General features: G+C 62.9%; 13 protein-coding genes. 6 read left to right on the top strand and 7 right to left on the bottom strand.

All coding sequences use genetic code 11. From position 1 onward, the window contains the following. Positions 1-18: 18 nt before the first annotated feature. The 3 genes from wrbA to OBACDRAFT_RS25125 are packed head-to-tail and all read right to left on the bottom strand — an operon-like array spanning position 19 to position 1,699. The gene (gene wrbA, locus OBACDRAFT_RS08130) at positions 19-639 is read right to left on the bottom strand and encodes an NAD(P)H:quinone oxidoreductase (protein WP_043584555.1); all 621 of its coding nucleotides are present in this window, start codon (positions 637-639) and stop codon (positions 19-21) included. 32 nt (positions 640-671) lie between these two features. Further along, positions 672-1,355, bottom strand: a complete 684-nt coding sequence (locus OBACDRAFT_RS08125) for a YceI family protein (protein ID WP_052361487.1) — start codon at positions 1,353-1,355, stop codon at positions 672-674. A 26-nt stretch (positions 1,356-1,381) separates the two neighbouring features. Next, positions 1,382-1,699: a hypothetical protein gene (locus OBACDRAFT_RS25125; RefSeq protein ID WP_052361481.1), complete on the bottom strand. Its 318-nt coding sequence runs from the start codon at positions 1,697-1,699 to the stop codon at positions 1,382-1,384. A gap of 85 nt (positions 1,700-1,784) precedes the next feature. Between OBACDRAFT_RS25125 and OBACDRAFT_RS08120 the strand changes: the two genes are divergently transcribed. After that, positions 1,785-2,672: a LysR family transcriptional regulator gene (locus tag OBACDRAFT_RS08120; protein WP_043584594.1), complete on the top strand. Its 888-nt coding sequence runs from the start codon at positions 1,785-1,787 to the stop codon at positions 2,670-2,672. A gap of 201 nt (positions 2,673-2,873) precedes the next feature. Next, positions 2,874-3,974 (top strand): lactonase family protein, encoded by a 1,101-nt coding sequence (locus tag OBACDRAFT_RS08115; RefSeq protein ID WP_232766858.1) that lies wholly within the window; start codon positions 2,874-2,876, stop codon positions 3,972-3,974. A gap of 55 nt (positions 3,975-4,029) precedes the next feature. Here OBACDRAFT_RS08115 and OBACDRAFT_RS08110 read toward each other — a convergent pair whose 3' ends face one another. The 4 genes from OBACDRAFT_RS08110 to OBACDRAFT_RS08095 form a co-directional block, all read right to left on the bottom strand. Further along, positions 4,030-4,728 (bottom strand): type II secretion system protein, encoded by a 699-nt coding sequence (locus tag OBACDRAFT_RS08110; protein ID WP_052361477.1) that lies wholly within the window; start codon positions 4,726-4,728, stop codon positions 4,030-4,032. Between the two features lie 75 nt (positions 4,729-4,803). Next, positions 4,804-5,139 (bottom strand): DUF167 domain-containing protein, encoded by a 336-nt coding sequence (locus OBACDRAFT_RS08105; RefSeq protein ID WP_052361475.1) that lies wholly within the window; start codon positions 5,137-5,139, stop codon positions 4,804-4,806. Between the two features lie 25 nt (positions 5,140-5,164). Continuing rightward, the gene (locus OBACDRAFT_RS08100) at positions 5,165-6,247 is read right to left on the bottom strand and encodes a LacI family DNA-binding transcriptional regulator (protein ID WP_043584553.1); all 1,083 of its coding nucleotides are present in this window, start codon (positions 6,245-6,247) and stop codon (positions 5,165-5,167) included. A 107-nt stretch (positions 6,248-6,354) separates the two neighbouring features. Next, positions 6,355-6,588, bottom strand: coding sequence for a helix-turn-helix domain-containing protein (locus tag OBACDRAFT_RS08095; protein ID WP_081721898.1), 234 nt, complete (start codon positions 6,586-6,588; stop codon positions 6,355-6,357). A gap of 139 nt (positions 6,589-6,727) precedes the next feature. Between OBACDRAFT_RS08095 and OBACDRAFT_RS25120 the strand changes: the two genes are divergently transcribed. The 4 genes from OBACDRAFT_RS25120 to OBACDRAFT_RS30640 all read left to right on the top strand — a co-directional run. Then, positions 6,728-7,426 (top strand): prepilin-type N-terminal cleavage/methylation domain-containing protein, encoded by a 699-nt coding sequence (locus OBACDRAFT_RS25120; RefSeq protein WP_052361467.1) that lies wholly within the window; start codon positions 6,728-6,730, stop codon positions 7,424-7,426. A gap of 106 nt (positions 7,427-7,532) precedes the next feature. Further along, positions 7,533-8,282 carry a hypothetical protein gene (locus OBACDRAFT_RS08085; RefSeq protein WP_043584551.1) on the top strand — a complete coding sequence of 250 codons (750 nt, stop codon included), beginning with the start codon at positions 7,533-7,535 and terminating at the stop codon, positions 8,280-8,282. 2 nt (positions 8,283-8,284) lie between these two features. Then, the gene (locus tag OBACDRAFT_RS08080) at positions 8,285-11,086 is read left to right on the top strand and encodes an endo-1,3-alpha-glucanase family glycosylhydrolase (RefSeq protein ID WP_232766843.1); all 2,802 of its coding nucleotides are present in this window, start codon (positions 8,285-8,287) and stop codon (positions 11,084-11,086) included. Between the two features lie 61 nt (positions 11,087-11,147). Further along, the coding region (locus tag OBACDRAFT_RS30640) for an extracellular solute-binding protein (protein ID WP_043584583.1) at positions 11,148-13,721 on the top strand (2,574 nt) is incomplete at its 3' end.

Genomic DNA, 13,721 nt, shown 5'->3' with positions numbered 1-13,721 from the left:
GAGACCCGCCCTCCGTTGTTATTTCAACGCGAGTTTGGCGGCGATTTCGGCGGTGTGTTTGCCTTGGAAACGGGCGACGGAGAGTTCGTTTTCGGTTGGCGTGCGTTCGCCACTGGAGCCTGCGATGGTCGAGGAACCATAGGGCGTGCCGCCGGTGATTTCGGCGGTGTTGGAAAGGCCCGCCGCCGCGTAGGGCACGCCGACCACCACCATGCCGTGGTGCAGGAGGAAGGTGTGCATGCTGATGAGCGTCGTCTCCTGTCCGCCGTGCTGCGTGCCGGTCGAGGTGAACACGCCGCCGGGTTTGCCGACGAGCGCGCCCTTGGCCCACTGGCCGCCGGTGGCGTCGAAAAATGCCTGCAACTGGGCGGAGGCGCTGCCGAAGCGGGTGCCGCTGCCAAAGAGGAGGGCGTCGGCTTCGTTGATCGTGCGCGGGTCGGCAATGGGGATGTGCGCAAAGGTTTTTTTGGCTTCGAGCGCGCCCATTTTTTCGAGGACGGTGTCGGGCAGGGTTTCACGGACTTGCAGGAGTTCGACCTCGGTGCCGGGCACGGAGCGGGCGCCCTCGGCAATGGCTTCGGCGAGGCGATAGACGTGACCGTAAAGGCTGTGGAAGATGATTTTGATTTTGGTGCTCATGGTGGGTGCGGGTTTATGGATTGAGGGTGTGGTTATTTTTGCGCGGCACCGGCGATGCTGAGGGAGAGGTGGATGGTCTCGGCGACTTTGTCGGTGTTCTGGCCGGGCTGGATGTTGTAGTCGCTGCGGTTGATTTCGAAATTGGCGCGCAGGACGAGGAGGTCGCCCTTGAGCTTGGCGTTGCCGAGGCGGGCGCCGAGTTTGTCGGGCAGGTGGGTGAGGGTGACGGGGACAACGATGTCCTTGGTGATGCCTTTAATGGTGAGTTTGCCGGAGACGTTGGCAGTGGTTTTGGCGCCGTCGGTGGTGACGCTGTCGAGTTTGACGGCTTCGAAAACGATCTCGGGATATTGGGCGACGTCGAGCCAGTTGGCGCTGTGGAGGTGCTCGGCCATCATGGGATTGCCGACGGTGAGGGTTGTCGTGGAAAGTACAATACGTCCGGTGGTGGCGGCGGGCGCATCGGGATCGAAGGTGATCTGGCCGCTGATGCCGGTGGCAGTGCCGGTGATGGATTCGAGCGGGGCGTCGAGTTTGAATTGCACGTTGTTGACGCCCTTCGGGTCCTTGAAGTCGAATGAGAGGGGCGCGGCGGTGCTGCTGACGGGCGCGAGGGTTGCGGCGAGGAGAGCGGCAGTGGTAAGTGCGGCCAGGTTGAGGAGGAGTCGGACGGAGCGTTGTTGGGAGCGGGTGCTGGAATGGAGGTTTGTTTTCATGCGGATGTGATGCGGCGGGTGTGTGGTTAGTTGTTGGATGTTGACTGACGGGAAGTGGCGGCGGGGCTGGCGGGAGCGGATGTGCGGGAGAGGAAGAAGCCGAGGCCGCCGAGGGCGAGGGCGGCGGAGAGGCCGAGGAGGGGGATTTCAACGCCGGCGATGAAGGTGTTTTTGCGCACGGGATAATCAATGCCGGTGATCTCGTCGTGGTGCATTTCGGCGATGTTGGTAATGGTCCATCCGATACGTGCGCCGGTGGCGGCCCAAAGTCCGAGGGTGACGAGAAAAATGGCCAGGGCGGTGATCCGCAGGATCGAGGGAAGGCGGCGTGGACTGGTGGACATGCGTGAGACAATAGCACCGGTTGCGCGGATTGACTAATGCGAGGATGCGCTTGCGGCTATGCGCCCGGAGCATAACCCTCGGGGGGTGAATCTGGATGTATTGCGCGCGTTTTTCGTGGTGGTGGAGATGGGCAGCCTCAACCGGGCGGCGGAGCGGTTGCGCGTGTCGCAATCGACGTTGACGCGGCAGGTGCAGGCGCTGGAGGGCGAGGTGGGCGGGCGGTTGCTGGAGCGCACGTCGGGCGGCGTGGCACCGACGGCGGCAGGGCATGCGTTGATCGAGGGGATGCGGCCGGTGCTGGCGCAACTGGATGGCGTGTGGCAGGAGGTGCGCGGGCTGGCGCGGGGGCAGAGCGCGTCGTTGCGCGTGGGGTATTTGTCGTCGGCGGTGGATTTCCTGAACCCGGCGCTGGCGGCGTTGCGGAGCGGGTATCCGCAGGTGAAGGTCCGGTTGCTGGACTTGGCGCCGGGGGCGCAGATCGCGGCGTTGCGCAAGGGGGAGATTGACGTGGCGTTGCTGGGGCAGGCGGGGGCGTTTTTGACGAAGGAGTTTCACACGCGCCGGCTCGTGTCGCTGCCGGTGGTGGCGGCGCTGGCGGCGGGGCATCCGCTGGCGGCGCGGGATGGGGTGAGCATGGCGGAGTTGCGGGGCGAGTTGTTCGTGAGCGCGAACGAGGAAGATATGCCGGGCTACAATCGTTGGGTGGAGCAGCTTTGCCGGCGGGCGCGTTTTCGGCCTCGTTTCACCGAGGTGTCAGAGAGCTTGGGCGAGGGGCTGGCGGTGGTCGTCACGGAGGGGGCGGTGATGTTGCAATCCGACCACGTGAGGCACACGCGGTCGCCGGGTGTGGTTTTCGTGCCGTTGAGCGACAAGGGGGCGGTGTGGGAAATGTTCGTGGCATGGCAACGGGGGCGGGCAACGGCGCCGTTGCGGGCGTTTCTGGATGCGTTGCCGACGTCGGTGCCGGGGTAGTGGGGGGGGGGGGGGAGGGCATTCCCTTTTCGCTCATTTGAAAAACGTGCTTCTTGCGCTGGTGCGGCGGGTGGGACAGCGTGCGCGGCGTTTTTCATTCACACTTGTTTGCATCTTCCCACATCCATGCCCCGCATGTTTCTACGCTTTTGCCGGTTCGCCTGTCTGCCGTCCTTTTTTTCCATCACCACTGCCATCACCATGTCCGCCTCCAACACCTCCGCTCCCTCCGCCAGTGCCAAATCTTTGCTGACCGCCTACGTCGGCACTTACACCAGGAACTCCGACAGTCGCGGGGTTTATCGTATCCGGTTCGATACTACGAGCGGGGCGTTTTCGCAACCGGAGTTGGTGGCGGAGTTGACGAATCCGTCGTTTGTCGCGATCCGGCCCGACCGGCGGACGTTGTATGTGGTGAGCGAGGCGTCGCAGGCGGTGCATGCGTTTGCCGGGGTGGAGGCGGACACGGGGGCGCTCGTTGCGCTCAACGACGCACCGACGCGCGGGGCGGGTCCGTGCGATGTGGCAGTCGATGTCACGGGGCGCACGCTCGCCGTTGCCAACTACTCCGCCGGCAGCATTACGGCGTGGCGTATTGAGGACGACGGGCGCGTTGGGGCGGAGACGGCGTTTTTTCAAAACACACATGCCAGCAAGGCCCATGCGAAGCGTCAGGCGACACCGCATGCGCACGGGGTGACATTCTCGCCGGACAATCGTCTGCTGCTCGTGCCCGACCTGGGCGGCGACCGCGTGTATGTTTTCCGGCATGACGCGGCTACGTCCGTTCTCACACCGCACGAGTCTGCGCCGTGGATCGAACTGCCGGGCGGCAGCGGGCCGCGTCATGGGGTGTTTTCTCCGGACGGCCGGCATTTTTATGTGATCAACGAACTGGCCAACACGGTCAGCGTTTTTGGATACAATGCGGCGGAGGGGACGTTTATTTCCATCGAGCACATCACGACTCTACCCGGCACATTCACGGGTGAGAGCACGACGGCGGAACTGGCGTTGACGCCGGACGGGCTGACGCTTTACGGGTCCAACCGCGGTCACGATTCGCTGGCGCGTTTTCGGCGTGATCCGGAGAGCGGGCGGTTGTCGCCGGTCGATCATGTATCGAGCGGGGGCCGCGGGCCGCGCCATTTCACGTTGACGCCCGATGCGCGCTGGCTGGTGGCCGCCAACCAGAACAGCAACAACCTCGCGGTGTTTCGCGTGGGCGCGGATGGCGCGCTGACAAAGCTGGACGGCGCGGACGCAGTGGTGGGCGCGCCGGTATGCGTGAAGTTCCGGTGACGCGACGGCAAGGCGGCGGGGGGGGGGGGGGGGGCGGAACCGCGGCCTCGCGGCGTCAGGGGATGGCGCCGACGTGGCCGTCGAAGTAGAGGGCGTTGCGCGTTTCGCCGTGGACGGGGCCGGGGGGAACGCGGGGGTCGGTGGCGTAGTGCGAGGTGGAGTCTTCGGGCAACTGGCGGCGGTCAAATTCGCGCAGCGCGAGGGTGGTGGCAGGCTCGGGAAGCTGGGAGATTTGCATGGGCGGGATGGCGCTTTGCGCGTCGCTGTTGTAGCGGCCAAAGGGAAACGAACCGGTGCCATCGTCCGCACCAATCTCGCCGGTGGAATAATAACAGATGTAAGTGTTGGGCGCGCGTTCGGAGTTGAGCCATGCGGGGCAGGAAAGGGCGTCGGCGCGGGTGCCGGGGTCGGGTAATTGCGGCGGGGGCTGGAGACCGAAATAAGGGACGATAAAGTCGGCGAGGTTGCCGCTGTTGGTATTGAAATTGCCGGTACCGTCGGAGTTGTAGAATGGTCCCTGGCCACGCCAGAGGGGGCCTGGGAGTCGGTCGCGGGAGTCGGCGGCGTAGTTGAGCATGGCGACGCCGGCCTGGCGGAGGTTGGAGCGGCAGGCGGTAATGCGCGCTTGGTGGCGGACATGGCTGATACCGGCGATGACAAGGGCGGAGAGCACTCCGATGATGGCGATAACGGTGAGGAGTTCGACCAAGGTGAAGGCGGCGCGGGGACGCGGGTATTGGCGTGAGCGGGTCATGACAGGGCGGTGATTGAAACGTGATTTGGCGGTGTGGCGAGTGCGCAGAATCGGGGGGGGGGGGGGGGGAGCCGATCAGGAGATTGGCGTTCCCAAGGTGGCGTTGAGACGGGCGCGGACGGCGGGGAGGTCGAGGCCGATGATTTGAATGCGTTTCTGACGAGATTTTTCGCCGCCGGCCACGGTCACGGCGCGGCGCGGGATGCCGAGGGTTTCGGCTAAGAAATCGCAGAGTTGCTCGTTGGCGCGGCCTTCCAGCGCGGGGGCACTGACTTTGACCTTGAGCGCGTCGCCGAGCCAGCCGGCGATGGCGTTGCGCGATGCGTTGGGGATGGCCTTGATCGACAAAATGCAGGTGGCCGGGACAGCGGCGGATGTGGTTGCGGAACGGGTGGTGGGTGGCTGGCGCATGTTTTTTGTTATGATGTTATGAGATTCAGCGTCTGGATGTTTTTCTTGTTTGGCGCGGTCCCGGTGCGGTCGGGCCATCGTGCCAACTGCATTCGATCAACACGGTTTTCGGCTGCACGGGTAATCCGAACTGGTGGTTGTTGAGCTGTTCCACCACGAGGTCGAATGCCGCCGCTCCCACCGTTGGGCGATGCTCGTCCACGCACGCCATGCCTGGCTCCACACGGTCCAGCCGCGCAAAACCGCATTGTTCAGGGACCGACACTCCATTTTCCATCAACCATTCCCTAGCCTGTCCAAACGAGAGCACTACGTCGGGACGCTGCTTCCGATACCAGCGCATCATCGCCGCCGCATTGTATTCGTTTTCCTGCGCGATGAAGGGCTCGATCCGGTCTGGCGAACCCGGCGGGAGCGTGTGTTGCTGCAACAGCAAACCCGCCAGCCATTGGCCCCCCGTGCGCCGGTTGTGATGGTCCGCGATCACCAGACCGATGCGCCGGTAACCGAGTCGCGTCAGTCCCTCCCACGCCACCTTCACCGCATGAGCATGGTGCGTGCAGGCGCGGTGCAGATTGGGTTCCGTCAAAGAGTAGCTGCCGCACGCCACCGCCGCCAGTTGGTCCCATTGGAGACCGGAAATTATTCCCGGTTCAAATAATGGCGCGACCAATACGCCGTGAATGCCACGCGCCAGCAGGATGTCACTCAGCCTGTGCGTGTTCATTTCAGGTTCGTGCAACCAAAATTCATCGAGCCGGAATCCGAGTTCTTCCGCCCGCCGCGTCGCTCCCTCGAAAAAGGCGCGATTGGCCGCGTTCCCCCGCCAGTCCGACGGTGTCGGATACGTGGTGAGCCACGCCACCGGGACGGGGCCGGAAACGCGACTGTGCCGCAGGCGGCTCATGAGCTGCGACACCGCCGGGTCCGGGCGGTAGCCGAGTTGCGCGGCGAGACGCTTGATGCGCTGCCGCGTGCCCGGCGAAATCCGCGGATCGTCACGCAACGAAAGCGAGACGGTCATCTGGCTGACTCCGGCGCGCTCCGCCACCGCGGCCATCGTGGTGCGCGAGGAGGCGCGGGAGGGCGTGCCAGAGGACTTTTTCATTTTAGGCTAAAACAACGAAAAGCTCTCCGTCCGCAAGCCTGTCTGCCAAATTGCGTCCTCGTATGACTACCCGCCGCTTTACCCGTCGATTCAGGCGCGCCACAGATTCAACGTCTGATACGAGCTTCCACGGAGGCCATGAACTTTGTCATGGAGACTTCGAGCGCCTGGCAGAGCAAGAAGATGGTTTGCAGGCTGGGGTTGTGCAATCCGCGCTCCAGATTCCCGAGGGCGTTCAGATGCATCCCCGCTTCCATCGCCAGCTTCATCTGGCTCCAACCCTTGCGCGTGCGGTAATCACGCAGCACTTGACCAAAAGCATCTGGCAGTTCGACAGGCACAAGAGAAGGTTAGCAAATGGTGCCCTGTAAAATATACCCATTATATGATACACAAAATAATGTGTATTTTCTCTTGACCAAACATCGCAAAAGATGCTCCCCTGTCCCACGACAACCTTCAGCCGAAACCCAGAAACCCATGTTCCCGCCCTTTCCCCCTTTCTCGCTTCGAGGCTCCCTTCGCGGTGCTTTTACCCTTGTCGAACTCCTGACGGTCATCGCCATCATCGGGATACTGGCGGGTATCCTTATTCCGGTGACATCCAAAGTGCGCCTGAAGGCGCAACGCATGGACAGCATTGCCAACCTCCGTTCGCTTGGCATGGCCGTCGCGCTGTTCACCAACGACAACAAGGACAAACTGCCCGGCCCGCTGGACAACACGCAATACGCCTATCGCAACGGCAAACAAACCCAGCTCTCCTACTGGCTGGCCGAACACATGGGCTTCCCCATAAAAACCAACGAACGTATTCAGATTCTCGGCCACAGCCGCTTCTTCTCCCAATACGGCCGCACCCGGACCGATCTGGAGAACTACACCGCCTACGTTACCAACCACAAAGTCTACCGCGGCGGCGTGGCGAACGAGTCACCCTGGGGCTGGGACAAGGGCGATGAACACAAGCGCACGCCCAAACCGCTCCACACCGTGGACAACCCCACGCGCGCCATCGCCATCATGGAAATCGACCAGGAATTGCTCACCGACGTTGGTGGACAGGTGGGCACCAAAAGTCCCGAAAAACCGATCTTCGACGACGGTCGCGCCGTCCTCTTCTTCGACTGGCACGTCAAGGTCGTCCCGTTCTCCGTGAAAATGGGCAATAACAAGTAGCCTCTCCCCCCCCCCCCCCCGCCGCAATTCGCCCAATTTATTTCCCGGCATTCCCGCCGGGAGAAAGCCTCCGCCTGTTCAGAAATAATCCAAAATTCAACACGTCATGAAAAAACAACTACACTGCATGCTGTCGCTTCCCGCACTCCTCATCGGACTCGCCGCCGCTCAACTCCAAGCCGCCGTCAGCATCACGCCGGCATTGCTGCCTGACCTCAACTCGTTCACCGCCGGCTCGATCACCCTGCGGCAGGACATCGCCGAAAGGACCGTCGGGATTCGCTACCAAAGCGCCGGCAACATCCGCTCTGATGTGCAGTCGTTCAAATGGAACACTGAGCAGGCGCTTGCCGGCATCGCCATAAAACTCGCCAGTGACGCGAGCCTGAGCGAGTCACAGAACTTCGAACTCCGGATTTTTGAAATCGCCGCCGTCACAAACGGCAGCGCCGTGAACTCAAAACTGGAGACTTACCAATTCAGCCTGTCGCCCGCCTCGATTGTTGGTGGCAATTACCTGTATCTTTCGATTCCCAACGGACTGACGCTTATCAAAGACCGCGCCTATCAATTCCAACTCGCGGCGACGAGCATGGTGGCGTCCAACAGCCTGTCTTTCGTGGCCACCAACAGCGGCAACGATCCCTTCCCCAACGGAAGTGGCAGTCAGGCCTCATACAACACCGACCCGACAACGGTGGTCAGTGCCGGCTGGGATTTTACTTTCGCGCTTGTCGCCGTCCCCGCTGTTCCCGAACCGGCCACGGCAGGTTTGACGCTGGCAGGCGGCATCCTGACTTTTGTCGCACTGCTTCGCTGGCACCGTTCCAACACACGCACACGCGACCAAAGCTGAACTTGAAACAATCTCCCCTCCCCCCCCCCCCCCCCCCTTCGATCACGAACCAAATTGGATCTCAGCAAATCATGAGGACAAACACCTTCGCAAAAATCACGCTCGCTGCTCTGGCCGCCTGCGCCATTTCCGTGACGACGCAGGCCGGCGAAGTCGCTGACAAGCCGATGGTGTGGGCGCATTACGTGCCCTGGTTCAAGCCGACTGACGCCTCCATCCTCGCCGCCAAATATTACAATTATCCGCTGTTCCGTTCCGCAGGCGATAACCAGGCGGACTGGGCGGAGGAGTTTCGTCAGGCGAAGGCGCAGGGCTTCGATGGTTTTATGGTCGATGTGGTGTTCGGAAAGACGAACGGGCAGACCAATTACTCCGAGATCGTGCACCAGATGTTGAGAGCCGCCGAAGGCAGCGATTTCCAAATCGCCCTCTGTCTCGACGTGAAAAGCACCGTCGAACGTCAGGTGCGCGAACTCGACCGGATGCTCACGCTCTTCGGCAAACATCCCAACTACCCGCAACACGGCGGAAAACCCGTGGTGGCTACCTACACTTGGGGCGCGTGGACACCGGAGGAATGGGCGTCCATCCGCGCCGGACTCCGCGCAGCGGGGCACGACATTTACCTGATCGCCAACCTCAACCGCAACTACACGAAGCAGGATCGTGAATGGCTTGATTCCTACGCCCCGCATTTCGACATGGCCTACTGTTTTGCCTTCGAGGGAATCGACGGCGTGCCTCTTCAACAGACTGCGGACATCGTTGCAGATGCCGCCGGCAGACACGGCAAGGACTACATGGCCGGTTTTTCCCCCGGTTACTACGGCGCGTGGTTGAACGGACGAAACGATTTTTACCAACCGCACCGCGGTTTCGACCAGTTGCACGACTGTTTCCTCATGGTGCGCAAAGGACGCGACCGCTGGATGCATTTCAAAACGTGGAACGACCACGACGAAACCAGCGTGCTGCCGATGCTTTTCACCCCGGCCAATCCCCTGATCACCCGCGCCTACAGCGACGCGTTCAAGGGCATCGCACCCACCGCGACGCGGCCTGAAATCTGCCTCGCCTATCACCGCGAGGAAATCCCCGGCACGCTCCTGCGGATCGAGGCGCTCAACCTGCCCTCGCTCGCCCAGGGACCAGTGACCGTGCGCGGCGAGTTGCTCGACAGGGACGGGAAGCCGGTCGCCCCGCTCGAACCCCGGACGCTGGCCGCGAATGAGTTTGCCCGGATGGAATGGCTCATTCCGACCACGCCTCTTGCCCGTTCGCCCGTGCTCACGCCCCGGCTCACCGTGAGCAGTCGTGGATTCTCAACTACAGCGAAGCTGCCACCGGTTTTTCTGGTCAACGGCTGGCACCAAAACGCGGTGACAGTAAAAGTCCCGGTCAACGCGCATATCGAATTTCCCAATACACTTGAGATTTTCCGGGGAGGGGGGGGGGAGGGGATTGTAGAGGCTGCGGTGTCCTTTGAAGCCGGGGAAGAAATCACGGGCGCCACCCTGTTCCGCAACGATCGCCCGCTGGCCGTGTTCAACGGAGCGACCAACAACAAAACCCTGCTCAATCTTGTGCTCAGCGGGCGCGCGGACAGGATGCTACGCGTGGAGGGGGGGGAGGTCTTGAATGCGGTGCGCCGTCACGCGGAGAAAAATTCGGACGCCTTTACGTGGGGCAAATCGGAAGTCGTCTCGCGCAATGCGAGAGACTGGACGCCAGCCGGCTTGCTATGCGCGGTCACGCCCGACACCCGGTTCCAGGTGCTCACGGTGGCAGGCAAGGGTCTGCTTGCCTTTACCGCACGCGAGTTGAACGAGCGCGGGCTGATCCGCGCCGGCAACCTTACCATCGAAGCGGCGCCTCTCGATCCTGCCGCGCAGAGTCACGAACCGCTTCCGGCAGGCACAAAAAAGGGCGCGTTCAAACTTTCGGTTCTCACACGCGAGCCCCGCGTTTCTGACGCGTTTTACGTCCGTTACGAGACCGCCAGCGGACGGGTTGCCTTGTCCGATGTCGTTTATCCCTTCGCCACAAAAGAGCGGTTTGTAGCGAAAAATTTGATACAAACATCCGTCAATCTGGAGACAGCATCCGGTCGCACGGGCATGCCGGGCCGAAGCGAATATCTGGGCAAGGACATCCCGTTTGCGACGCCGTCCGTAATTGAGGCGAGGATACCGATGGAATCGATTCGAGCCGGGCGCTGGACTTTCGACACGCCCGGCAATGCCGGACGCGACTCTCTTGGCGACATGCCGGTCGTCATTGATCCATCCATGCTGGAACCCGATGACAGGGGGGGAGGGGGGAGTGTTTTGCGTCTCAACGGGGAAACTCCCTTGAAGATGCGTCTGCGCACCTGGCCGATCGGCAATGCGACGGTTGACTTCCAACTCAACCCGGAGCCGGGCGTTACGTCGCCGCAATCCGTGATCGGGCGGACAGGATGGAGCGATGGCATCAACATCAACCTGTTGCCGGATGGGCGGATTGAGGTTGTGCGCAACGGGAACAAACAGGTGCCGGTTGAGACGCTGACGACCCGTGGCCGGCTGCCCTTTGGCGGATGGAGCCGCGTGCGGGTCACCAATGACAGCCGGCATCTGCGCATTTACATCGATGGCAAGCTTGACGCGGAGAAGGCGATTTCGCCTGCGCGCAGCTATGGCAACTCGACGTGGTCCATCGGGGGCCGCTACGAGGGCTATGCGAATTACCGGGGGAAAATCGACGACCTGACGGTCTGCGGCGCGGCGTTTGCCCCCGGCGATGCGAATTTTCCCGGCCATTGAACTGTCATCATCTCCACCTTGTGATTGATGCGACGGGCAACAACGCACACAACCGGCGTTCATGTTGCGTTGGGTTGTTGCTGTCGTTTGCGGAATGCTGGCGTGGGGGGGGAGCCTCACGTCGGCGGAGCGTGCGCAGGCTGAAGCGGAGGTCATGCTCGATATTCCGGTGTTGGTGGCTGGATATGGTGCGACGTTTTTCGAGCAGGTGGCGCGGGAGTTTGAGGCGTTGCGGCCCGGCGTGCGCGTGCGGTTGCATGGCGATCCGCGGATCAATGACAAGGTGCGGATTCGCGTCATGGCGGGCGATTTTCCCGATGCGACGGATGCGGTGTTGTTGTATCCAAATTTGATCAAGGCAGGGCGCATCCTCGATCTCGGTCCGTGGCTCGATGGCCTCAACTGGGAGGGCGATGCGCGGTGGCGAGATACGTTTTTGCCGGGCGTGCTGGAGCGTTGGACTCAGAGCAGGGCAGGGGGGGGGGGGGGGGAGGGAGCAGTTTATGGTCTGCCGTTTGCCCATGCGGTGTGGACGCTGTTTTACAACAAGGGAATGTTTCGAGAGCACGGATGGGAGCCGGCGCGGACGTGGGATGAGTTCTTTGCGCTCTGCGAACGGATCGAGACAGAGACGGCAGGAGGCGCAGCGCCGGTGGCGCCAGTGGCGTTGCCGGGGTTGGTGATGCGCTATGGCGACGCGTTCCTGCGCGCGGCGCACTACAATCTCGCGGGGCCGCAGGGGTATCGCGATTACCTGCAACTGGAGCCGGGGATGCGGAGCGATCCGCGGTTTGTCCGGGCAGCGGAGGTGGTGCAGCGAATTGCAACGCGACATCTGGTGCGCGGCTGGCAGGGGATGTCTCACACGGCGGCGCAGCTTGAGTTCATCGAGGGGCGGGCGGCAATGGCGGTGTCGGCTTCGTGGTTCGTCAACGAGATGCGCGGACGGCTGCCGGCGGGGTTCGAACTGGGGGCGGTGAATTTCCCGGTGTTCGGTGATACGGGAAGTGGCGCGGGCGTCCCGCCCGCATCCGTTTTCAAAGCGGGCGGGACGCCCGCGCCACACGCAGGGGCTTCGCTTGCGAAGCCCGCGTATGCAGGACGTGGCATCGAATGGCGTGCGCGGGCGTCGCAAGCGACGCCCCTACCTGCGGGCGGGACGCCCGCGCCACTTTCGAACCGCGCGGATACGTTGCAGGCGCAGAGCGGGTATTATTTTTTGTTTAAAACGGGGGATGAGACACGGGAACGGGCGGCGGTGGATTTTTTCCGTTACCTGACGTCGCGCGAGGTGGCGCGGCGGTTTGTGCGCGAGGTGGATTCGCCGGTGGCGTTGCGGGCGGCGCGGGCGGAGGACTATTCGCCGTGGATGCGCGATTTGGCGGAGATGATCCGGCGGGCGGCGGAGTCGGGCGCGGGGAGTTTTGACGCGGCGCCGGCCACGAGCGCGGCGTTTCAGGCGATGATCAACCAGGCACTGACCGATGCGCGTTACCGGTTGATGACGGGGAGGATTTCGCCGGAGGAGTTTGGGCGGCGGCTCGAAGCGGCGGCGGAGACGGAGCGGGCGCGGCTGGCCGAGCCGGGGCGCGTGGTGGTGCGGCATGGCTGGGCGGCGGCGGGGCTTTTATTGGTGGTGGCGGGGCTGGTGGCGTGGGTGGGGTGGCGCGGGCGTCCCGCCCGCAGTCTTTCCAGAAGCGGGCGGGACGCCCGCGCCACGGGGTATCTGGGACGGCTGCGTCCGCGGTTCGCGGCGGGGTTCGTGGGACCGGCGTTTTTGTTGTTCGCGGGTTTTGTGCTGGCTCCGGGAATCGTGTCGTTTGGGTGGGCGCTGTCGCGGTGGGACGGGTTTGGGGCGCGCGAGTGGGCGGGGCTTTTTAATTTCAAATGGCTGCTGCTGGAGAGCGATGTATTCTGGTTCGCACTACGCAACAATCTCTACCTGATGATCGTGCCGGCGCTGGTGGTGGTGCCGGCGGCGTTGTTTTTTGCGGTGTTGATCCATCGCGGGGTGTGGGGGGCGGGGGTGTTTCGCGTGGTGTTTTTGTTTCCCAATCTGCTGGGCGGGGTGGCGGCGACGTTGCTGTGGATGGCGGCCTACGATCCGCGTGGAGGGATCGTCAACGCGGGGTTGGTGGCGTGCGGGCGGTGGCTGGCGGCGGCGGGCGCGCCGGACGGGGTGGCGGGGTGGTTTTTGGGTTTCGAGGGTTTCGCGTGGCTGGCTCAGGGGCATTTGTACGGGGCGTTGATCCCGATTTACCTGTGGATGGCGTGCGGGTTTAATCTGGTGCTTTACCTGGCGGCGATGGAGTCGATCCCGGCGGAGCTTTACGAGGCGGCGGCGCTGGACGGGGCTTCGACGGCGCGGCAGTTTTTTTCTGTAACGTTGCCGCTGATACGCGAGGTGCTGGTCATCTCGGCGGTGTTTTTGGTGATCGGCGGTTTGAATGCGTTTGAACTGGTGTGGCTGCTCACGTCGCAGGACCCGGCGAGTGGTTCGCACACGCTGGGGACGTTGATGGTCTCGACGATGTTCACGGAGTTTCAGATCGGGCGGGCCACGGCCATCGCGGTCGTCATGTTTACGTTGGTGCTGGTGGGCAGCGCGGCGGTGATGCGGGCGATGCGGAGCGGG

Source organism: Geminisphaera colitermitum TAV2, assembly GCF_000171235.2.
Taxonomy (GTDB): domain Bacteria; phylum Verrucomicrobiota; class Verrucomicrobiia; order Opitutales; family Opitutaceae; genus Geminisphaera; species Geminisphaera colitermitum.
The sequence above is the reverse complement of the archived record's forward strand: the minus strand, read 5'-3'. Positions and strand labels throughout refer to the sequence as shown.

Excerpts from the sequence above, each read along its gene's own strand:
- wrbA (WP_043584555.1), bottom strand. The coding sequence starts at position 639 with ATGAGCACCAAAATCAAAATCATCTTCCACAGCCTTTACGGTCACGTC.
- OBACDRAFT_RS08125 (WP_052361487.1), bottom strand. The coding sequence starts at position 1,355 with ATGAAAACAAACCTCCATTCCAGCACCCGCTCCCAACAACGCTCCGTC.
- OBACDRAFT_RS25125 (WP_052361481.1), bottom strand. The coding sequence starts at position 1,699 with ATGTCCACCAGTCCACGCCGCCTTCCCTCGATCCTGCGGATCACCGCC.
- OBACDRAFT_RS08115 (WP_232766858.1), top strand. The coding sequence starts at position 2,874 with ATGTCCGCCTCCAACACCTCCGCTCCCTCCGCCAGTGCCAAATCTTTG.
- OBACDRAFT_RS08110 (WP_052361477.1), bottom strand. The coding sequence starts at position 4,728 with ATGACCCGCTCACGCCAATACCCGCGTCCCCGCGCCGCCTTCACCTTG.
- OBACDRAFT_RS08105 (WP_052361475.1), bottom strand. The coding sequence starts at position 5,139 with ATGCGCCAGCCACCCACCACCCGTTCCGCAACCACATCCGCCGCTGTC.
- OBACDRAFT_RS08100 (WP_043584553.1), bottom strand. The coding sequence starts at position 6,247 with ATGAAAAAGTCCTCTGGCACGCCCTCCCGCGCCTCCTCGCGCACCACG.
- OBACDRAFT_RS25120 (WP_052361467.1), top strand. The coding sequence starts at position 6,728 with ATGTTCCCGCCCTTTCCCCCTTTCTCGCTTCGAGGCTCCCTTCGCGGT.
- OBACDRAFT_RS08085 (WP_043584551.1), top strand. The coding sequence starts at position 7,533 with ATGAAAAAACAACTACACTGCATGCTGTCGCTTCCCGCACTCCTCATC.